Source organism: Leisingera sp. ANG59, from assembly GCF_013317235.1.
In the GTDB taxonomy this organism is placed as follows: domain Bacteria; phylum Pseudomonadota; class Alphaproteobacteria; order Rhodobacterales; family Rhodobacteraceae; genus Leisingera.
In genome coordinates, this window is the sequence record NZ_WLCM01000031.1 from 15,157 (window position 1) to 34,338 (window position 19,182).

A 19,182-nucleotide genomic window follows, 5' to 3' on the forward strand; every position below is an offset into this window, starting at 1 on the left:
TCAGGCCGTTTTCTTGCTGATCCCGAAAGCAGCCGCCAGGTTGGCGGCTGCTTGCGTATAGCCGCCCGCAGCGCCGTCGACGAAGTGGATGTGGTCGTCCTCCACTGGCGAGGGCACGATGCAGGTGACCATGGCGGCGTCCTGTTCGTGCAGGCCGAAGTGAACCAGCCCCGCATCGGCGGCCTGTTCCAGATGCTGGCGGATGCGGCTGCGGATTTCGGGCGTGCAGTCCAGCGTCATTTTGAGGCCGTCGTCGAATTTGCGGAAATCGGAGTGCGCCCGCAGCACTGACAGGTAATGCACCGGATCGAATCTGCCGACAGGGCGCCGGGTGAGAAAGATCAGTCCGGCCAAAGCGCTGTGGAAAAACAGGGACACTTTCCGGAGAAACAGCGGCGCCCTGCCGCGTGAGGCCCGGGCTTCGAGAGCCAGCCCGGCGGGCGGGAATTGCAATTTGGGGCCGGTTACGGGGACCGGGTGGCCACTGTCCTCCAGCTCTGCTGCGAGATCCAGAACCTCTGCCGCGAGCCGGGCAAAGGCCTGCGGGCTGGCGCCGGGGGCGGGCTGGGCCACCACCGACAGGATGATGCCGTGACGGGCAGGCGTGTTGCTCCAGCGGCAGGAGAGGCCAGCCAGGTCGGGCGGCTCCGCCTGCGGCGCGGGTGCAACCGCGAAGGCGCCGGCCTTCATCTGCGCTTCGGCCCAGGCCAGGCCGCCGCCGCTGAACATGGCGAAATCGGCGTGGTCAGACACCGCGTAGCGGGCGAGCTGCACGTCCAGCCCCTCGGCGCGGATCGCGGCGGCCGGCAGAACCGCGGCGCGCAGGGCGATGCCGTATTCCGCCTCGGTCCAGCTGCGCAAGGATCCCAGAACGCGCTGCGCCGTGGCCTGATGGCGGGGCGGCACCGCGAAGGAGGCGCCGTCGCCGCCGAAGACATAGGGAAACGCCTCGCCCTCCAGCGCGTTGCGCATCGCGGCGATCACCGCGGCACCGACCATGTTCACGGTTTTGTAGCGGCCCGCCTTCACCAGCCCGGTGGAATTCACGATATCAGTGCAGCACAGGTGCCAGTCCGCGGGCAGCGGCGCAAAGACGGACGGGTCGGAGAGATCGCCGAACTCGCGGACCTTGGGGAGGCTGGCATAGAAGCTATCCGTCGTCATATGCATCTTCCCCCTGTGGCGTGATCCCGTGACCTGCCGTTTCTGTCTAAACAAATTGTGCGCCCGCGCCAAACATGCAAGCTGTGCGGCAGCAACGAAAAACGCGGGGGAGGGAAAATGCAGGCAGGGTTGATCTTATTGTGCCTGGCCTATGTGCTGAGCCAGTTTTTCCGCGCTTTCCTGGGGGTTCTGACGGGGGTGCTGGGGCAGGACATCGGCGCGGCACCGGATGATCTGGCCAATGCATCCAGCCTGTGGTTCCTGTCCTTTGCCGCCATGCAGCTGCCGGTGGGCTGGGCGCTGGACCACGTCGGGCCGCGCAAGACGGCGTCACTGCTGCTGTTGCTGGGCGGCGGCGGCGGTGCAGCGCTGTTCGCGGCGGCCACCGGGCCCTGGCATGTCGGCGCGGCCATGTTCCTGATCGGCATTGGCTGCTCGCCGGTTCTGATGGCCTCCTATTACATCTTTGCCCGCCAGTATTCGCCCGCGCGGTTCGCGACACTCGCTGCGGTCATGCTGGGGGTGGGGTCGGCCGGCAATCTGGTGGCCTCCTATCCGACGGCGCTGGCGGTGGATCTGGTCGGCTGGCGCGGCACGCTGGCTGGGCTGGCGGCAATCTCAGTTTCAGTGGCGGCAGGAATTTTCCTGACCGTGAGCGACCCGGACAAGCCCGCGGGCGGGCACAAGGGATCGGTGCTGGATCTGCTGAAAATGCCTGTGATGTGGGCGATCTTCCCGCTGATGCTGGTGGCCTATGCGCCGTCCGGGGCGATCAGAGGCCTGTGGATCGGGCCATTTCTGAACGATGTCTACGGGCTCAGCACCCAGCAGGTCGGTTTGGCGGCCACGGTGATGGGGGCGGCGATGATCGCCGGTACCTTTGCCTATGGGCCGCTGGACCGGATGCTGGGCACCCGCAAATGGGTGATCCTGGGCGGCAACCTGCTAGCCTGCGCGGCGCTGGGCGGGCTGATCCTGGCTACCGGCGCGCCGGTCTGGATGCCGGTTGTGATGATGGCGGCGGTGGGTTTCTTCGGGGCGTCTTTTCCGGTGATCATGGCGCACGGGCGCGCCTTCGTGCCGCCGCATCTGGCCGGGCGGGGGGTCACGCTGCTGAACCTGTTTGGCATCGGCGGAGTGGGAATCATGCAGTTTGCCACCGGGCGCATCCACGCGGAAATGGCCGGTTCGGACCTTTCCTTACCCTATATCGGCATTTTCAGCTTCTTTTTGGTGCTTCTGGGGCTGGGATGCGCAATTTATCTGTTCAGCCGCGACAGCATGGACTGATACAGGCCTTTAAACTTGGCCGCGGAACCATTATCACTCCCGCGCCGGCCATGGGGCCGGGCAATATTGGAGAAACAGACAAATGGGTTACCGCATCGTCGTCGTTGGCGCCACTGGCAACGTGGGCCGCGAAATGCTGAACATCCTGGCCGAGCGCCAGTTCCCTGTGGATGAGATCGCTGCGCTGGCAAGCCGCAAATCTCTCGGCACCGAAGTCAGCTTTGGCGATAAGACACTCACTACCAAGGATCTGGACACCTTCGATTTTGCCGGCTGGGACATGGCGCTGTTCGCCATCGGTTCCGACGCGACCAAGAAATACGCCCCCAAGGCGGCCGAGGCCGGCTGCGTGGTGATCGACAACTCGTCGCTCTACCGCTACGACCCGGAGATCCCGCTGATCGTGCCGGAAGTGAACCCGCAGGCGGTTCACGGCTACAAGAACAAGAACATCATCGCCAACCCGAACTGCTCCACTGCGCAGATGGTTGTGGCGCTGAAACCGCTGCACGACCGCGCCAAGATCAAGCGCGTCGTGGTGTCGACCTACCAGTCGGTGTCCGGCTCCGGCAAGGACGCGATTGACGAGCTGTGGGATCAGACCAAGGCGGTCTACAACCCCACGCAAGACGTGCCGCCGAAGGTGTATCCCAAGCAGATCGCCTTCAATGTCATTCCGCACATCGATGTCTTCCTGGACGATGGATCGACCAAGGAAGAGTGGAAGATGGTCGCCGAGACCAAGAAGATCGTCGATCCGTCGATCAAGGTCACCGCGACCTGCGTCCGGGTGCCGGTGTTCGTCGGCCACTCCGAATCCGTGAACATCGAGTTTGAGGACTTCCTGGACGAGGACGAGGCGCGCGACATCCTGCGCGAGGCGCCGGGCATCATGGTGATCGACAAGCGGGAAGCGGGGGGCTACGTGACCCCGGTGGAATGCGTCGGCGATTTCGCCACTTTCATCAGCCGCATCCGCCAGGATTCGACCATCGAGAACGGCCTGAACCTGTGGTGCGTCAGCGACAACCTGCGCAAGGGCGCGGCGCTGAACGCGGTGCAGATTGCCGAGCTGCTGGGCCGTGAGGTCCTGAAGAAGGGCTGAGCCTTTCGCTCGTCTGATCAGGGGGCCGCTTCGCAGGAAGCGGCCCTTTTCTTTTGCATGGCTTCGGGGCGGGGCGGCGGCTAGGCTTGGCAGCGGGCGGGCAGGTTTGCCCCGCGGATATTTGTTCGAGAGATGCCAATGCGATTTTCCTTGATGGCCTTTGCCTTATCCTCATTTGCCGCGGCAGCCGCAGGCGCAGACACGATCCCCGTCAGCAGCGCGGTGTCGGAGGTGACGCTGTATCCCGGGCTGGCGGAAGTCACCCGCAGCGCCGCGCTGGCGCTGCCGGAAGGCCGCCACCGGCTGATCCTGCAGAACGTGCCCAGAACGGCGGCGCTGGAAACGCTGCAGGTGGAGATCGCCGGCGCCCGCCGCGTCGCCACCCTGCTGCGCGAGGACTACGTGCCGCCGCGCAATGCGGATGATCCCGAGGCGGAGGCCGCCGAGGCGCGGGTGCGCGAGGTGGAGGCGCGGATTGCCGCGGTTCGGGACGAGGCAGCACGGGCACGCTCTGGCGTGCGGGCGGCAGAGGCCTCGATTGGGTTCCTGCAGCAGCTGGGGGCAAACGAGGGGTTGGTACAGGCGGATGCCGCTGCGCTGAGTGAAATTGCCCGGATGATCTCCGCGGAAGCGGCGGGGGCCAGCCAGGCGGCGGTGGCGGCAGAGGCTGAGGCGCGCCGGATCGAGCTGCAGCTGGAGGACTTGGAAGAGGAGCTGGCAGAAGCGCAGGCAGCGCTGGCGGCGATCACGCTGGAGGATGAGGACCGGCTGTACATCGCGGTGGACATCGAGGCGGAGCAGGCGGGCGAGGGTGCCGTCAAGGTGAGCTACTACACCGCGGGTGAGGGCAATATCGGCTGGCAGCCGTCCTACGAGATGCACCTGAATACCGTGACCGAGCAGCAGGTGATCCTGAAGCGGGCGGTGATGCTGGTGCAGGACACCGGCGAGAACTGGCAGGATGTGGCGCTGACACTGTCGACGGCGGTGCCGGGTGACCAGGGCAGCCCCTCTGCGCTGCACCCCTGGCTGCGCCGGATCGAAGAACCGCAGCCGCCGCGGGCGCTGAAGTCCATGGGGCAGGATGCGGCGGAATTGTCTGCGCTGGCGGAACCGGCCGCTGCGCCTGTTTTTGCGGAGGAGGCCCGGAGCGGCTGGGGCGCCGATCTGGGCGGTGCGGCGGCGACCTACCGGTTCGGCCTGCCGGTCTCAATCGCATCCGGTGCTGATCTGCTGCGGCTGGAAATGGACAGCCTTACCGCCAAGGCAGAGGTGCGGGCGGTGGCCGTGCCGTTGCAGGACGGGACCGCCTACCGGGTGGCCTCTTTCACCAACACCTTCGGCGAGCAGTTGCTGGCCTCGGACGAGGTGCCGCGGTTCGTCGATGGCAAGCTGGTCACGGTGGAGGAGTTCGCCGGGCTGGCACCAGGGGCGGAGATGGACGCCGGTTTCGGCCCCATCGAAGGCTTGCAGCTGCGCCGCGACGTGCTGGGGCAGAGCGAGGGCGAGCAGGGGCTGATCTCGCGCAGCAACGCGCAGGTGCAGAAGGTGGAGATCACGGTGGAGAACCTGACCGCGCAGGACTGGGCGGTGCGGGTGCTGGACCGGGTGCCCTATTCGCAGCAGGACGACCTGGAGATCGAATGGAGCGCCGCACCGCGGCCCACGGAGGAAAACGTGGAGAAACAGCGCGGCATTCTGGCCTGGGATCTGAAGCTGGCGGCGGGCGAGAGCGAGACCATCCAATTGGACACCACGCTTAGCTGGCCCGAGGGTATGCTGCTGCGCTGACGCAGGCTTGGTGTCTGATAGCAGGTGGAGTTCTCCCGCCCGTCGTCCGGCATTGAAATACCTTCCTCCCGTTGGCGCGGCACCGCGCATGGCGCGGGGGGCTTCCTGTGCGGTTAGCGGTGCGTGTCTAGTCAGTCTTCCACTTGGCGGCCAGATCGCGGGCGTTTTTGGCCAGCACCATAACGTCGATGCCAACCGCCAGGAACTGCGCGCCCATATCCGCGTAGGCCTGGGTGGCCTCATCGGTGGTGCCGAGGATGCCGGGGGCGAGGCCTGCCGCCTTGATGCGGGTGATGGCATCGGCAATGGCCGCGCGCACCTCCGGATGGGCGGAGTTGCCCTGGTGGCCCATGTCGGTGGACAGGTCCGCCGGTCCGATAAAGACGCCGTCGATGCCCTCCACCTGCAGGATTTCGTCCAGCGCAGCCATGCCGGCGCGGTTTTCCACCTGCACCAGCAGGCAGACCTCCTGATCGGCGGTCTGGATGTATTCGCTGACTGTTCCGAACATGGTGGCGCGGGCCGCCGTGGCGCCGACGCCGCGCAGGCCCTTGGGCGGGTAGTGGCAGGCGCGGACCAGCTCGCGGGCCTGATCGGCGCTTTCCACAATCGGCACCAGCACCGTCTGGGCGCCGGCATCCAGCACCTGCTTGATCATCCAGGTTTCGCCCACCGGCACCCGCACCACCGGGTGGCTGGGGGAAGCCGCCAGCGCGATCAGCTGGTCGCGGATCGAGCGGATGTCGTTGGGCGCATGCTCACCGTCGATCACCAGCCAGTCGAAACCGCAGGTGCCCATGATCTCGGCGAGCTGGCCGTCGGCAAAGCTCATCCAGCAGCCGATCTGGCGTTTGCCCTGTGTTAGAGCCTGTTTGAAGGGGTTCTTGGGCGCGGGCATGGGGCCTCCTGTCAGGCGAAATTGATGGATACGGAGCCGAAGGGGCCGAAATCAGCGGCGATCTCTGTGCCCGGCGGGCATTCGATGGGGCGGATGAAAGAGCCCGAGAGCACGATATCCCCGGCCTCGATCTGTTGTCCATATTCCGCCATCCGGCGTGCAAGCCAAAGGACCGAGGTGACAGGATCGTTCAGGACGCCCGCGCCGAGGCCGGTTTCCTCGACCGTGCCGCCCCGGGCCACGATGGCACCGACCCAGCGCAGGTCGTGGGCGTCCACCGCATGGCGTTCCGCCCCCAGCACAACGCCCGCGTTGGCGGCGTTGTCGCTGATGGTGTCGGTGATAATGCGAGCCTGGCCGGTTTCCGGGTCCGCACGCAGGATGCGGGTGTCGAGAATCTCCAGCGACGGCGCTAAGTAGTCCGTTGCGGACAGCACGTCCTCGCGGGTGCACTCGGCGCCTGCGAGCGGGGATCTCATGACAAAAGCGATTTCTGCCTCCACCCGCGGCTGGATGAAGCGGCCTTCGGGGACGGTGGCGCCGTTTTCAAACAGCATGTCGTCCAGCAGCACGCCGCTGTCGGGGGTGGTGATGTTCAGCGCCTGCTGCATGGCGCGGCTGGTGAGGCCGATTTTCCAGCCGATTTTCCTGCGGCCGGAGGCCAATTTTTGCCTTATTAGAGCCTGTTGCACTGCATAGGCATCGTCCAGCGTCATGCCGGCATAGGCCAGCGAGAGCAGGCCGCATTGCTGGCCGGTTTGCTCGGCTTTCAACAGGGTCTCGGCGGCTTCCTGGTGCTGCTCCGGGGTCATGTCTCATCCTCAACCGTGTTGCGCAGGATGCCGATGCCCTCGACCTCGACCTCCACGACGTCGCCGGGGACCAGGTACTTCGGAGGGTCAAACCTTGCGCCTGCCCCGGTGGGGGTGCCGGTGATGATCACGTCGCCGGGCTGCAGGGTTGTGAAGGTGGAGATATAGGCGATCTCCTCGCGGATCGGGAACATCATCCGGTTGAGGGTGTCGTCCTGGCGGATCTCTCCGTTCACACGGGTGACAATGCGCGCCTCATCCAGCTGCGCGGCGTCGGTGAAGGGCACCAGCCACGGGCCGATGGAACCGGAATTGTCCCAGTTCTTGCCCTGTGTCACGTTGAACTTGGCGTGGCGGACCCAGTCGCGGATGGTGCCCTCATTCGCCAGTGTTAGAGCTGCAATGTGATCGTAGGCGTCCTCCGGTTTGATCCGGCGGCCTGCCTTGCCGATCACCACGGCGACTTCGCCTTCGTAGTCCAGCGTGTGGTTTTCCGGCGGGCGGATCAGCGGGCGCTCCGCCCCGGTGAAGGAGCGCGGGAAGCGGGGGAACAGGGACATGTGCTTGGGCTGGGCAGAGCCGTCCTTGTACTCCGCGTTGCGGTCCGGGAAGTTGACGCCAACGCAGAGGATCTTTTCCGGGTTGGGGATGGGGATCTCATAAGTGAAATCCGTTTGGGTCACGGGCTTGCCCTCTGCGGCCTGAGCCAGTGCAAGCAGGCCGTCCGCCGCAATCACGTCGCGCAGGGTGGGCCAGTCCGGGAACTGCGGCGAGAGGGCGATCATGCCCGCATCGGTCACCGCGCCATAGAAGACCTCGCCATCGGCGGTGTAGGTGGCAAAGCGCGTCATTGCAGGCTCCTTGCGATTTCGGTGATGACGCCGAAGGCCATCATCACGTCTGCTTCCGTAGTCTCGAACTGGCCTGCCTGGAAGCGGATCACCAGCTGGCCGTCGAGGCGGGTCTGGGTCAGGTAAATGCGGCCGTCGCCGTTGATCGCATTGACCAACGCTAGGTTCAGATCGTCCAGATCCGTGGCGCCCTCGGGCGCATAGCGGAAGGACCAGAGCGACCACATCGGCGCGGAAGTGATCTGAAAATCAGGCTCTAACTTGAGCTTTTCGTGCAATTGTTTCGACCACGTGATGTGGTTTCTGAGGCGCTGGCGCAGGCCCTCCAGCCCGTAGGTGCGGATCAGGAACCAGATTTTCAGCGCGCGGAAGCGGCGGCCCAGCGGCACCGACCATTCGGAATAGTTGATGATGCCGTCATGGCCGTGAGTCTTGAGATATTCCGGGCTGATGGCGAGGGTTTGGACCAGATCATCCGGGTTCTTCAGGAAATGGGCGGAGCAGTCGAACTGCACGCCCAGCCATTTGTGCGGGTTGAAGACGATGCTGTCGGCGCGTTCGACGCCGGGCCAGTAGTGGCGGTATTCCGGGCAGATCATCGCGGAGCCTGCCCAGGCGGCGTCCACATGGGTGTAGAGACCGTATTTTTCGGCCACGTCCAGCACCTTGTCCACCGGGTCCGTGGCGCCAACGCCGGTGCCGCCGACGCAAAGGATGACGCCCGCGGGCTGGTGGCCTGCCGCGAGGTCAGCCTGGATGGCAGCCTCCAGCGCGTCGGGGTCCATGCCGCGCCAGTCGCCCTTGATGGGGATGCGGATCAGGTTCTGCTGGCCGATGCCTGCAACCCAGATGGCGCGGTCGATGGAGGTGTGGACCTCCGACGAGCAGTAGATGCGCAAGGCATTCTGACCGAACAGGCCCTGTTGATTGCCCTGCCAGTTCAGCGCTTTCTCCCGCATGGTCAGGACTGCGGCGAGGGTGGCGGAGGAGGCGCTATCCTGAATGACACCCTGGAACTGGTCCGGCAGGTCCAGCGCCTGGCGCAGCCAGTCCATCATCCGGGTCTCCATCTCCGTCGCCGCCGGCGAGGTCTGCCACAGCATGCATTGCGGCGCGATGGCGGCGGTCAGGAATTCCGCCAGCACCGAGGGCGCGGCGGCGTTGGAGGTGAAATAGGCAAAGAAGCGCGGGTGCTGCCAATGGGTGATGCCGGGCATCACGATGTCCTCGAAATCGCGGAAGATGGCCTCCATCCCCTCGCCGTTCTCGGGCGGGGTTTGGGGCAGGGCGTTCAGTACCTCGCCGGGTTCGGTTTTGGCGCGCACGGGGCGGTCGCCGACGGTCAGGTGGTAGTCCTGGGTCCAATCCGCGACCCGGCGGCCCCATTCGGAGAATTCATCCCATTTCATCTCGTATTCCTTAAGTCTGTGCCGGAGGCACGGACAGCGCCCGGACCGACCCCATGGGGAGGGCGCCGTCCTTGTGTTTCGCTAGGGTGCAATAATCGGCTGCGCGTTCAAGGCGCTGGGTTTCGGGGCGGTGCCTTCGAACACCGAGCCTTCCTCGAACCAGCTGAGCGGTGCCGGGGCGCCCCAAAGGGTCTGGCGCTGCGGGTCGGTGAGCGACCACTTGATCGGCTCCAGATCGGGGTCGACGGTCTGGTAGTCGGAGCAATAGATCTCAATCCGGTGGCCGTCGGGGTCGCGCACATAGAGGAAGAAGGCGTTGGAAATGCCGTGGCGGCCGGGGCCGCGCTCGATGTTGCCGACATAGCCGGTGGTCGACATCAGATCGAGCAGGTCGATGATGTTCATCGGGTTCGGCACCCAGAAGGCAGTGTGGTGCAGGCGCGGGCCAAGCCCGTTGGTGAAGGCCACGTCATGCACGCCGCCCTTGCGGTGCATCCAGGCGGCCCAGACCTTGCCGCTCTCGTCATCCTCGGTGAACTCGGTGGTCCGGAAGCCCATCTCGTTATAGAAGGCGACCGCGCCGTCCACATCCGCGCTGAACATGTTGAAATGGTCGATGCGCAGCGGTTTTACCCCATTATAGAGCCTGTATTTCTGGAGGATCGGCTCCAGCCGCTCCATCTTGACGTAGAACTCCAGCGGGATGCCCCAGGGGTCGCGGGTGCGTAAGGTTTTGCCCATATGGGGGCGGTCCACCCATTCGACGGGCAGGTCCCTGGAGGCGAAGAACTCCGCTGCCTTTTCCAGGTCCGGCTCATCATAGAGCTTGAAGCCCAGAACGCCGACCGATGCGGTGTCCGACTTCACCAGCACGATGCAATGGTGGCCGCGTTCCTCCATCGCGCGCAAGTAGATGCGCTCGCTGTCTTCGTGCGTCACCTGCAGGCCGAGGGTATCTACATAGAAGGCGCGGGAGGCGGCGAGGTCGGTGACGGCGTATTCCACATGGGAAAGCCGCACGATGTTGAAAGGCGGATAGAGGTTCGGGGCGGGGACGGGCATTGGGGGTCTCCTTTTACTGAACCGGGAAGATCACGTTGGTCTGGCCGGTGCCGGAACTGGGGAAATACTCGGTGATCACTTCGCACGGGGCATCATAGCTGTCCCAGCCGAGCGCGCCGTAGAGCATGGCGGTGTCGTGCATGGACCCCTCGCCGCAGCAGAACTCGGCGTATTCGCCCAGCATTTTGAGGAAAGTGGCATGGTCGCCCTTCTGCCACAGCTCCAGCACCCGCAGGTCCATCTGGCGGTTGAACTCGGAGCTGATGGTGAAGGTGCCGTTGTTGGCGGCATAGTCCTTGTTCGCCCAGATCTTGTGGCTGAGCGAGCCGGAGGCGACCAGCAGCACCTTGCTGTCCGAAGCCTCGACCGCTTCGCGGATGGCCTCGCCGATCACCCGGCTTTCGTCGTGATCGTGGACGGTGCACCAGGCGGCGATGGAGACCACCTTGAAATCCCCCTCGCGGCTCATGAAGCGCATCGGCACCAGGGTGCCGTATTCCAGTTCCAGCGAGTCGAGCTGGTGCGACAGGGTGTAGACGCCCTTGTCCGACGCCGCTGCCGCGATGGCATCGCCCAGGGCCGGGTTGCCCTCGTACTCATAGGGCAGGTTCTGGATGAACTGCGGGAACTCGTTGGAGGTGAACAGGCCCTTGAACCGGCTGTTGGCGTTGATGTGGTAGCCTGCGTTGATCACCCAGTGGGTGTCGCAGATCACGATGGTGTCGGCGCCGAGCGCCTTCGCGCGGCGGGCGATTTCCCGGTGGCCGTCGATGGCGGGCTTGCGGGCGCCCTCCAGCCGGCCGGGCTGTTCCGACATCAGCATGGTGGGCACATGGGTGCATTTGGCGGCGAGAACGATTTCTCCCATGGTCTTCTCCTCAAAGACTGGTTGCGCGTTTCCTTGAGGTCAGGCGCCGAGGCGCGGGATCTTGTGCTGGCCCAGGGCAAAGCCGATGTGTTTCTGTTCCATGTAGAACTCGAAAGACCAGTCGCCGCCGTCGCGGCCGATGCCGCTGGCCTTGACCCCGCCAAAGGGGGTGGGCAGGTGGCGGACGTTTTCCGAGTTCACCCAGATCATTCCGGCCTCCAGCGCGTTTGTGAAGCGCAGGGCGCGGGTGAGGTCGTTGGTCCAGACATAGCCGGTCAACCCGTATTGCGTGTCATTGGCCAATGTTAGAGCCTCATCCTCGTCCTTGAAGCGGATCGCGGTAAGGACCGGGCCGAAGATTTCCTCCTGCGCGATGGTCATTTCGTTGGTGGCATTTGTGAACAGTGTCGGGCGGACGAACCAGCCTTGATCGCCAGCGCGGGTGCCACCAGCCGCGATGGTGGCGCCGTCCTGTTTGGCGGATTCGAAGTAGGAGGTGACCTTGTCGAAATGCACCTTGTGGATCAGCGGGCCGACCTCGGTGGCCGGGTCCAGCGGGTGGCCGACCTTGATGTTGTTGACGCGCTCGATCAGCTTGGCCTCGAATTCCGCCGCGATGCTCTCCTGCACCAGCAAGCGCGAGGAGGAAGTGCAGCGCTCGCCGTTCAGCGAGTAGATCATGAAGATCGCGGCATCGAGCGCGCGGTCGAGGTCGGCGTCGTCGAAGACCACCACCGGGTTTTTGCCGCCCAGTTCGAAGTGCACCCGTTTCAGGGTGTCGGCGCCCTGTTTCATGATCATCGAGCCGGTCTTGCTTTCGCCGACAAAGGCAATGGCCTTGATATCGGGATGTTCTGTGAGGGCCTTGCCTGCGTCCTCGCCAAAGCCGTTCACGAGGTTCCAGACGCCGGCGGGGAGGCCCGCCTCGTGGGCGATCTCAGCCAGGATGCGGGCGGTGAGGGGGGAGAACTCGGCCGGTTTGTGGACCACGGTGCAGCCGGCCGCCAGCGCGGGGGCGATCTTCCAGGTGGACAGCATGAAGGGGGTGTTCCAGGGGGTGATGACGCCGACCGGGCCGATCGGCACCCGGGTGGTCACATTCATCAGCGTCGGCGATTGCAACTGCTGGCCGTCGCGGGCCGAGGCGGCCTTGTCCGCGAAGAAGCGGACGTTTTCTGCGCCGCGCAGGGCGGCCTTGGACATGAAGCGTAAGGCTTGCCCGGTGTCCCAGCATTCGCACAGGGCGATTTCCTCGGCGCGTTCGACGATCAGGCCGGCGATGCGGTTGAGGATCTTCTTGCGCTCCAGCGCAGGCATGTCGCGCCAGGCGGGGAAGGCGGCCTTTGCTGCTGCTGCTGCTGCATCTACGTCCGCTGCGCCGCTCTTGGCGACGGAGCAGATCACGCTTTCATCCACCGGGGACGATGTTTCAAACGTGGCTCTGGAGGCGGCGGGGCGGCTTTCGCCGCCGATCAGGTTCAGAATGCCGGTCTCGCGGAAACGGGTCAGGTGGCTGTTCAGCGTTTCGATGTTGGTGGTCAGATCGCTCATCACTGGTCCGCCTTTTGCATGTGGTCGCGGATGGTGCCGCATTTCGGGGAAAGCTCCGGGTCGATGTCGCGCATCTCCAGCGACAGGGCGATGGAATGCTTCTGCAGGGCCGGTTCAAGGAAGGTTTGCGCTGCGTCGAACACCGCCTGGGCGGCGCGTTTGCGGGTGTCCAGGTCGCGGCCCGCGCGCAGCCGGATGGAGATATCGATATAGCCGTGCTTCGGGTCGCCGTCGGCAATGGAGGTGTGATTGGCCGCAAAGGCGCGCACCCGGATGCCTGCCAGGGGGAACACGCCGGTCGCCGCTGCGGCCTGCCGCAGGTGGCGGCAAAGGGCGGCGATATCGGTGCGCGCCTCCATATTGGCCGAGTAGTCCAGCGTGATGTGCGGCATGTGCAGTACCTCTCCTGAATTACTTAACATGTTTAGCAATTATGCGGTGATGAGTCAAGCAGAAGAAACCCAAGCGGCAATTGCGTTTAGCCGGAAGCGGGGTGATAATCGCGCATGACCAGGATGATGCCCTCCACCGACCGTTCGCTGCCCATTGCCCTTTTGAGGGCGCGGGAGCGCGTGATGGGTCCGATCCGTGCGCTGCTGAGCGGCGCTGGGCTGACCGAACAGCAATGGCGCGTTCTGCGGGTGGTGCAGGAGAGCGGACCGATCGATCCGACCCAGATTGCCGACAAGGCCTGCCTGCTGCTGCCGAGCTTGACGCGGATCCTGCAGAAGCTGGAGGAAAAGCAGCTGATCAGCCGGGAGCGCGACAAAGAGGATCGCCGCCGCCAGGTGGTACAGATCTCCCCGGCTGGGGAGAAGATCATTGCCGACAACCTGGAAGCCAGCCTGGAGCTGATGGAACGGACCCGCCGGAAGATGGGGGCGAAACGCTATGAGGCGCTGCTGGATCTGCTGAATGAGCTGGATCAGATTGAGCTGACTGACTGAGTCGGGTTTGCCGCATTTGGCGCGGATGGAGAGGTGCGTGACGCAAACCGGCCCGAGCGCGATTTTCGCTGCTGTGCGCGGCGGTGATTTATTTTATCTATTAATAATATGATCTTATCTCGGTAATGCGTCCGTGTGGTTGTGGCCGGTCATGCTGCAACTGCATTGGTGATTTCCCGCCTGTGACGCAAATGGCGCTGCCGATGTCCGAAATCCCCCTGTGAAATGACGCATTTCTCAACGATTCTGCCGGGGACAGTTGATGAGGACATCATGCGGTACTCTGGCCTGAAAGTGATCAAGGAGGCCCTGACGGGCCACAAGGGATGGCGCCCGACCTGGCGCGATCCGGAACCCAAGAAAAGCTACGATGTGGTGATCATCGGCGGCGGCGGGCACGGGCTGGCGACGGCCTATTACCTTGCCAAGAACCACAACATCACCAATGTCGCGGTGATCGAGAAGGGCTGGATTGGCGGCGGCAACGTGGGCCGCAACACCACCATCATCCGCTCCAACTACCTGCTGGACGGCAACGAGCCGTTCTATGAGCTGTCGCTGCAGCTGTGGGAAGGGCTGGAGCAGGACTTCAACTACAACGCCATGGTCAGCCAGCGCGGCATTCTGAACCTGGTGCATACCGATGCGCAGCGTGATGCGGCGCGGCGGCGGGGCAATGCGATGATCCTGAACGGCTCCGACGCGGAGCTGCTGGATACCGATGGCGTGCGGTCGATGTACCCGTTCCTGAATTTCAATGACGCGCGTTTCCCGATCAAGGGCGGGCTGCTGCACCGCCGCGGCGGCACCGTGCGCCACGATGCGGTGGCCTGGGGCTATGCCCGCGGTGCGGACCTGCGCGGTGTCGATATCATCCAGAACTGCGAAGTCACCGGCTTCAAGATCGAGAACGGCAAATGCCTGGGCGTGGAAACCACCAAGGGCTTCATCGGCGCCAACAAGGTGGCGAGCTGCGTTGCCGGGTCGTCGAGCCGGGTGATGGAGAAGGCGGGGATGCGCCTGCCGATCGAAAGCCATGTGCTGCAGGCATTCGTGTCCGAGGGTCTGAAGCCGGTGCTGGACGGGGTCATCACCTTTGGCGCGGGCCACTTCTATTGCAGCCAGTCGGACAAGGGCGGGCTGGTCTTTGGCGGCGACCTGGACATGTACAATTCCTATGCGCAGCGCGGCAACCTGCCGGTGGTCGAGGACGTGATGGAAGGCGGCATGGCACTGATCCCGGCGCTGGGCCGGGTGCGGATGCTGCGCAGCTGGGGCGGTATCATGGACATGTCGATGGACGGCTCCCCCTTCATCGACAAGACCCATATCGACGGCCTCTATTTCAACGGCGGCTGGTGCTACGGCGGGTTCAAGGCGACCCCGGCCTCGGGCTGGTGCTATGCGCATCTGCTGGCGACGGACACGCCGCACAAGGTGGCCACGGCCTACCGGCTCGACCGGTTCCGCCGCGGCTGCATGATCGACGAAAAGGGCCAAGGCGCCCAGCCGAACCTGCACTGAGGAAAGGACAGCAGCGATGATTATCAACCATCCGATCCTCGGGCCGCGGGACAGCCAGGAGTTCACCTATCTGGGGGATGCGGCGCTGATCGACCGGCCGGACTGGCAGGCCGAAGGCGCGGCGGATCAGTTTCACGACTACCTGTACCTGCGCGACAACCCGGCGGGCGAGCACCGCGAGCTGTGGTTCCACGAGCAGGGCGACCGGTCCTGGCTGGTGGTGACCCGCAACACCGTGACCCATGAAATCCTGAATGTCGAACTGGCCCGTGATGTGGCCCGGGCAAGGGGGCGCAGCAAATGACTGACGCAGTGATGAATGCCGGCCGCGTGGCCTTTCAGGCCGATGGCAGCACCGGCGCCCGCAAGGGGGTGCAGGTGAACCGCCTGGATGGCGGGCTGATCAAGGGCAGCAAGGCGCTGAGCTTCACCTTTGATGGCAAGAGCTACAAGGGGTTCGAGGGCGACACGCTGGCCTCGGCCCTGCTGGCAAACGGCGTGCGGCTGATGGGCCGGTCGTTCAAATACCACCGTCCGCGGGGCGTGCTGACCTCTGGCTCGGAAGAGCCCAACGCGCTGGTCGAGCTGCGCAGCGGCGGGCGGCAGGAGCCGAACACCCGCGCCACCGTGGCGGAGCTGTATGATGGGCTGGAGGCGAATTCGCAGAACCGCTGGCCGTCGCTGCAGCATGACTTCATGGCGATCAATGACCGGTTCTCGAACTTCCTGACCGCGGGTTTCTATTACAAGACCTTCATGTGGCCGGCTGCGTTCTGGGAGAAACTGTACGAGCCGATCATCCGCAAGGCGGCGGGTCTGGGCAGCATCAGTTTCGAGGCGGACCCGGATGCCTATGACAAGGGCTTCCTGCATTGCGACCTGCTGGTGATCGGTGCCGGCCCCACCGGCCTGATGGCGGCGCTGACCGCGGGCCGGGCCGGGGCGCAGGTGATCATTGCCGATGAGGATTTTCTGCTGGGCGGGCGCCTCAATGCGGAAACCTTTGGCATTGGCGATCTGGCCGGCGCGGCCTGGGTTGCGCAGGTTCAGGCGGAGCTGGTGTCGATGCCGAACGTGCGGGTAATGCCGCGCACCACCATCATCGGCGCCTTTGACCACGGTATCTATGGTGCGGTGGAGCGGACTGCCGACCATGTGCTGGCGCCGGAAGCGGGCAAGCCGCGGCAGATCCTGTGGCGGATCTATTCCAAGCGGGCGATGCTGGCGGCGGGTGCCACTGAACGCCCCATCGCGTTTGAGAACAACGATCGCCCGGGCGTGATGCTGGCGGGTGCGGTGCGCGCCTATGCCAACCGTTGGGCGGTGACGCCGGATCAGACCGTTGCGGTCTTCACCAACAACGACGACGGCCACCGCACTGCCGCCGACCTGATCGCCAAGGGGGTGAAGGTGACGGCGGTGATCGACACCCGCGCCGATGCGCCCAAGGTTGAAGGCGCCGAGCTGTTTGCCGGTGCCCAGGTGATCGACACCAAGGGGCGGCTGGGTCTGGAGTGGGCGCGCGTGCGCCTGGCCAACGGCACCACCCGCGACGTGCCTTGCGGCGCGCTGGCGGTCTCCGGCGGCTGGAACCCGAACGTGCATCTGACCTGCCACCAGCGCGGCCGTCCGGCCTGGCGCGCGGACATTGCGGCCTTTGTTCCCGCGGGCGAGCTGCCGCAGAACATGTCCGTGGCCGGTGCCGCCAATGGCGATTTCTCCACCGCTGCCGCGCTGCGGGCCGGTGCCGAGGGCGCGGTGGCCGCGCTGTCGGAGCTGGGTATTGAGGCCAAGGCGGGTGATCTGCCCGAGGCCGAGGATGCGCCGGTCAATGTGACCCCCTTCTGGTACGTGAAGGAAGGCAAGGGACGCGCCTGGCTGGATCAGCAGAACGACGTCACCGTCAAGGACGTGAAGCTGGCGCACCAGGAGAACTTCCGCTCTGTCGAGCATCTGAAGCGCTACACCACCCTTGGCATGGCGACCGATCAGGGCAAGACCTCCAACATGGGCGGCTTGGCGATCATGGCCGAACTGGCGGGTAAGCAGATCCCCGAGGTCGGCACCACCATGTTCCGCCCGCCCTATACGCCGGTTTCGTTCGGTGTGATGGCAGGCCGCTCGGTCGGCGAAGAGTTCCGCCCCACCCGCAAGACTCCCAGCCACAAATGGGCTGAGGAGCAGGGCGCAGTGTTTGTCGAGGTGGGCCAATGGCTGCGGGCGCAGTGGTTCCCCAAGGCGGGCGAAACCCATTGGCGCCAGTCGGTGGACCGCGAAGTGCTGCAAACCCGCAACTCGGTCGGCGTCTGCGACGTGACCACGCTGGGCAAGATCGACGTGCAGGGCAAGGACGCAGCCGAGTTCCTGAACAAGATGTATGCCAATGCCTTTGCCAAGCTTCCGGTGGGCAAGGTCCGCTATGGCCTGATGCTGCGCGAGGACGGCATTGCCTATGACGACGGCACCGCCGCACGCTTTGCCGAGGATCATTTCGTGGTGACCACCACCACCGCCAACGCAGTTCTGGTTTACCGCAACATGGAATTTGCGCGCCAGTGCCTGTTCCCTGACATGGATGTGCAGCTGATCTCGACCACCGAGGCCTGGGCACAGTTCGCGGTGGCGGGTCCGAATGCCCGCAAGCTGCTGCAGAAGGTCGTGGACCCTGAGTTCGACATCTCGAATGAGGCGTTTCCCTTCATGGCCTGCGGGGAAGTGACCGTGGCGGGCGGCTGCCGGGCGCGGCTGTTCCGGATCTCCTTCTCGGGCGAGCTGGCCTATGAGATCGCGGTGCCGACCCGTTACGGCGATGCAATGATCCGCAAGCTGATGGAGGCGGGCGAGGAGTTCGGCGCGGTGCCTTACGGCACCGAGGCGCTGGGCGTCATGCGGATCGAGAAGGGCCATGCCGCGGGCAATGAGCTGAACGGCACCACTTCAGCGCTGAACCTCGGCATGGGCCGGATGGTCAGCAAGAAGAAGGACTGCATCGGCAATACCCTGAGCGAGCGCGAGGGGCTGAACCAGGAGGATGCACTGAAGCTGGTTGGCTTCAAGCCGGTGAATGCCGCCGATCCGGTGCAGGCCGGGGCGCATCTGATGAACGCTACGGGCGAAGTCAGCGCGGCCACCGATCAGGGCTATATCACTTCTGCCGCCTATTCGCCGGTGCTGGGCTGTTCGATCGGGATCGGCTTCCTGAAGCGCGGCGACAGCCGCAAGGGTGAGGTGATCCGCGCGGTCAACCCGCTGGAGGGCAAGGAAATCCAGGTCGAAGTTGTCAGCGCGCATTTTGTGGATCCGGAAGGGGAGCTTCTCCGTGGGTAAGTTTGATAATCATGGGCTCAAAGCCATCTCTCCGCTGGGTGGGCAAGAGCCGCGGGTGGATGTCTTCACAGGTCTCCAGATCCGTGAAGTCACCGACCGGGCGCTGGCCTCTCTGGCGGCACGCCAAGGCAGCGAAGATGCGGTGAAATCTGCGGCTGCGTCTTATCTGGGCGGAGCGTTGCCGGAGGCTGCAAGCTGGACTGAGCACGGTGTGTTTGCTGCCTGGTGGATGGGGCCGGACCTGTGGATGGTCTCTGCCCCGCATGACAGCCACGAACTGATGGCGGCGGATCTGAAGCAGGCCGTGGGCGACGCGGGCTCCGTGGTGGAGCAGACCGACGGCTGGTGCCGCTTCGACATGGAAGGGCCGCGCTGCTTTGACGTGCTGGAGCGGCTGTGCAACGCCAATGTCCGTGCGGGCAAGGGGGGCGATGCCACCCGGACCTCGATGGAGCATCTGGGTGTGTTCCTGCTGTGCCAGACCCCCGGGCAAGGATATTCGATCATTGGCCCGCGGTCCTCTGCCGGCTCGCTGCATCATGCGCTGGTGGCGGCGGCGAAATCGGTGATCTGAACAGAAAAG

The 19,182-nt window shown here is 64.7% G+C and carries 17 protein-coding genes; 8 read left to right on the top strand and 9 right to left on the bottom strand.

Annotated features, from left to right (window positions below):
* Positions 1-1,164 (bottom strand): DUF3095 domain-containing protein, encoded by a 1,164-nt coding sequence (locus GKC28_RS19920; RefSeq protein ID WP_174148749.1) that lies wholly within the window; start codon positions 1,162-1,164, stop codon positions 1-3.
* A gap of 117 nt (positions 1,165-1,281) precedes the next feature.
* Between GKC28_RS19920 and GKC28_RS19925 the strand changes: the two genes are divergently transcribed.
* The 3 genes from GKC28_RS19925 to GKC28_RS19935 all read left to right on the top strand — a co-directional run bounded on the left by GKC28_RS19925 (position 1,282) and on the right by GKC28_RS19935 (position 5,350).
* On the top strand, positions 1,282-2,454 hold the full coding sequence (locus GKC28_RS19925; protein ID WP_174148750.1) for an MFS transporter: 1,173 nt from the start codon (positions 1,282-1,284) through the stop codon (positions 2,452-2,454).
* Between the two features lie 82 nt (positions 2,455-2,536).
* A complete protein-coding gene (locus GKC28_RS19930) occupies positions 2,537-3,559 on the top strand; it encodes an aspartate-semialdehyde dehydrogenase (RefSeq protein ID WP_174148751.1) in 1,023 nt (340 codons plus the stop codon).
* Between the two features lie 138 nt (positions 3,560-3,697).
* Complete coding sequence (locus tag GKC28_RS19935; RefSeq protein ID WP_254604325.1) at positions 3,698-5,350, top strand: DUF4139 domain-containing protein; 1,653 nt, start codon at positions 3,698-3,700, stop codon at positions 5,348-5,350.
* Between the two features lie 127 nt (positions 5,351-5,477).
* Here GKC28_RS19935 and GKC28_RS19940 read toward each other — a convergent pair whose 3' ends face one another.
* The 8 genes from GKC28_RS19940 to GKC28_RS19975 all read right to left on the bottom strand — a co-directional run bounded on the left by GKC28_RS19940 (position 5,478) and on the right by GKC28_RS19975 (position 13,193).
* Positions 5,478-6,248: an HpcH/HpaI aldolase/citrate lyase family protein gene (locus GKC28_RS19940; RefSeq protein ID WP_174148752.1), complete on the bottom strand. Its 771-nt coding sequence runs from the start codon at positions 6,246-6,248 to the stop codon at positions 5,478-5,480.
* Positions 6,249-6,259: 11 nt separating this feature from the next.
* On the bottom strand, positions 6,260-7,060 hold the full coding sequence (gene hpaH / locus GKC28_RS19945) for a 2-oxo-hept-4-ene-1,7-dioate hydratase (protein WP_174148753.1): 801 nt from the start codon (positions 7,058-7,060) through the stop codon (positions 6,260-6,262).
* Positions 7,057-7,911, bottom strand: coding sequence for a fumarylacetoacetate hydrolase family protein (locus tag GKC28_RS19950; protein WP_174148754.1), 855 nt, complete (start codon positions 7,909-7,911; stop codon positions 7,057-7,059). The genes hpaH and GKC28_RS19950 overlap by 4 nt, the downstream gene beginning before the upstream one ends.
* Positions 7,908-9,320 carry a pyridoxal-dependent decarboxylase gene (locus tag GKC28_RS19955; protein ID WP_174148755.1) on the bottom strand — a complete coding sequence of 471 codons (1,413 nt, stop codon included), beginning with the start codon at positions 9,318-9,320 and terminating at the stop codon, positions 7,908-7,910. The genes GKC28_RS19950 and GKC28_RS19955 overlap by 4 nt, the downstream gene beginning before the upstream one ends.
* A gap of 81 nt (positions 9,321-9,401) precedes the next feature.
* Entirely contained in the window at positions 9,402-10,382 is a 981-nt protein-coding gene (gene hpaD / locus GKC28_RS19960; RefSeq protein WP_174148756.1) for a 3,4-dihydroxyphenylacetate 2,3-dioxygenase, read from the bottom strand.
* A gap of 13 nt (positions 10,383-10,395) precedes the next feature.
* Complete coding sequence (gene hpaD / locus GKC28_RS19965) at positions 10,396-11,250, bottom strand: 3,4-dihydroxyphenylacetate 2,3-dioxygenase (RefSeq protein ID WP_174148757.1); 855 nt, start codon at positions 11,248-11,250, stop codon at positions 10,396-10,398.
* Between the two features lie 39 nt (positions 11,251-11,289).
* Positions 11,290-12,801, bottom strand: a complete 1,512-nt coding sequence (gene hpaE / locus GKC28_RS19970) for a 5-carboxymethyl-2-hydroxymuconate semialdehyde dehydrogenase (RefSeq protein ID WP_174148758.1) — start codon at positions 12,799-12,801, stop codon at positions 11,290-11,292.
* Positions 12,801-13,193, bottom strand: a complete 393-nt coding sequence (locus GKC28_RS19975) for a 5-carboxymethyl-2-hydroxymuconate isomerase (protein ID WP_174148759.1) — start codon at positions 13,191-13,193, stop codon at positions 12,801-12,803. Before GKC28_RS19975 ends, hpaE begins: the two co-directional genes overlap by 1 nt.
* A gap of 114 nt (positions 13,194-13,307) precedes the next feature.
* On the opposite strand from GKC28_RS19975, the gene hpaR reads away from it, so the two are divergent.
* The 5 genes from hpaR to GKC28_RS20000 all read left to right on the top strand — a co-directional run bounded on the left by hpaR (position 13,308) and on the right by GKC28_RS20000 (position 19,173).
* A complete protein-coding gene (hpaR, locus tag GKC28_RS19980; RefSeq protein ID WP_174148760.1) occupies positions 13,308-13,748 on the top strand; it encodes a homoprotocatechuate degradation operon regulator HpaR in 441 nt (146 codons plus the stop codon).
* 273 nt (positions 13,749-14,021) lie between these two features.
* The gene (locus tag GKC28_RS19985) at positions 14,022-15,272 is read left to right on the top strand and encodes a sarcosine oxidase subunit beta family protein (RefSeq protein WP_174148761.1); all 1,251 of its coding nucleotides are present in this window, start codon (positions 14,022-14,024) and stop codon (positions 15,270-15,272) included.
* 16 nt (positions 15,273-15,288) lie between these two features.
* Entirely contained in the window at positions 15,289-15,576 is a 288-nt protein-coding gene (locus GKC28_RS19990) for a sarcosine oxidase subunit delta (protein ID WP_174148762.1), read from the top strand.
* Positions 15,577-15,587: 11 nt separating this feature from the next.
* A complete protein-coding gene (locus GKC28_RS19995; RefSeq protein WP_174148782.1) occupies positions 15,588-18,599 on the top strand; it encodes a sarcosine oxidase subunit alpha family protein in 3,012 nt (1,003 codons plus the stop codon).
* Positions 18,592-19,173 (top strand): sarcosine oxidase, gamma subunit, encoded by a 582-nt coding sequence (locus GKC28_RS20000; RefSeq protein WP_174148763.1) that lies wholly within the window; start codon positions 18,592-18,594, stop codon positions 19,171-19,173. The genes GKC28_RS19995 and GKC28_RS20000 overlap by 8 nt, the downstream gene beginning before the upstream one ends.
* Positions 19,174-19,182 lie beyond the last annotated feature (9 nt).

Excerpts from the sequence above, each read along its gene's own strand:
- GKC28_RS19985 (WP_174148761.1), top strand. The coding sequence starts at position 14,022 with ATGCGGTACTCTGGCCTGAAAGTGATCAAGGAGGCCCTGACGGGCCAC.
- GKC28_RS19940 (WP_174148752.1), bottom strand. The coding sequence starts at position 6,248 with ATGCCCGCGCCCAAGAACCCCTTCAAACAGGCTCTAACACAGGGCAAA.
- GKC28_RS19930 (WP_174148751.1), top strand. The coding sequence starts at position 2,537 with ATGGGTTACCGCATCGTCGTCGTTGGCGCCACTGGCAACGTGGGCCGC.
- hpaE (WP_174148758.1), bottom strand. The coding sequence starts at position 12,801 with ATGAGCGATCTGACCACCAACATCGAAACGCTGAACAGCCACCTGACC.
- hpaH (WP_174148753.1), bottom strand. The coding sequence starts at position 7,060 with ATGACCCCGGAGCAGCACCAGGAAGCCGCCGAGACCCTGTTGAAAGCC.
- GKC28_RS19950 (WP_174148754.1), bottom strand. The coding sequence starts at position 7,911 with ATGACGCGCTTTGCCACCTACACCGCCGATGGCGAGGTCTTCTATGGC.
- GKC28_RS19995 (WP_174148782.1), top strand. The coding sequence starts at position 15,588 with ATGAATGCCGGCCGCGTGGCCTTTCAGGCCGATGGCAGCACCGGCGCC.
- GKC28_RS19955 (WP_174148755.1), bottom strand. The coding sequence starts at position 9,320 with ATGAAATGGGATGAATTCTCCGAATGGGGCCGCCGGGTCGCGGATTGG.
- GKC28_RS19925 (WP_174148750.1), top strand. The coding sequence starts at position 1,282 with ATGCAGGCAGGGTTGATCTTATTGTGCCTGGCCTATGTGCTGAGCCAG.
- GKC28_RS19990 (WP_174148762.1), top strand. The coding sequence starts at position 15,289 with ATGATTATCAACCATCCGATCCTCGGGCCGCGGGACAGCCAGGAGTTC.
- GKC28_RS19975 (WP_174148759.1), bottom strand. The coding sequence starts at position 13,193 with ATGCCGCACATCACGCTGGACTACTCGGCCAATATGGAGGCGCGCACC.
- hpaD (WP_174148756.1), bottom strand. The coding sequence starts at position 10,382 with ATGCCCGTCCCCGCCCCGAACCTCTATCCGCCTTTCAACATCGTGCGG.
- GKC28_RS19920 (WP_174148749.1), bottom strand. The coding sequence starts at position 1,164 with ATGACGACGGATAGCTTCTATGCCAGCCTCCCCAAGGTCCGCGAGTTC.
- GKC28_RS19935 (WP_254604325.1), top strand. The coding sequence starts at position 3,698 with ATGCGATTTTCCTTGATGGCCTTTGCCTTATCCTCATTTGCCGCGGCA.
- hpaR (WP_174148760.1), top strand. The coding sequence starts at position 13,308 with ATGACCAGGATGATGCCCTCCACCGACCGTTCGCTGCCCATTGCCCTT.
- hpaD (WP_174148757.1), bottom strand. The coding sequence starts at position 11,250 with ATGGGAGAAATCGTTCTCGCCGCCAAATGCACCCATGTGCCCACCATG.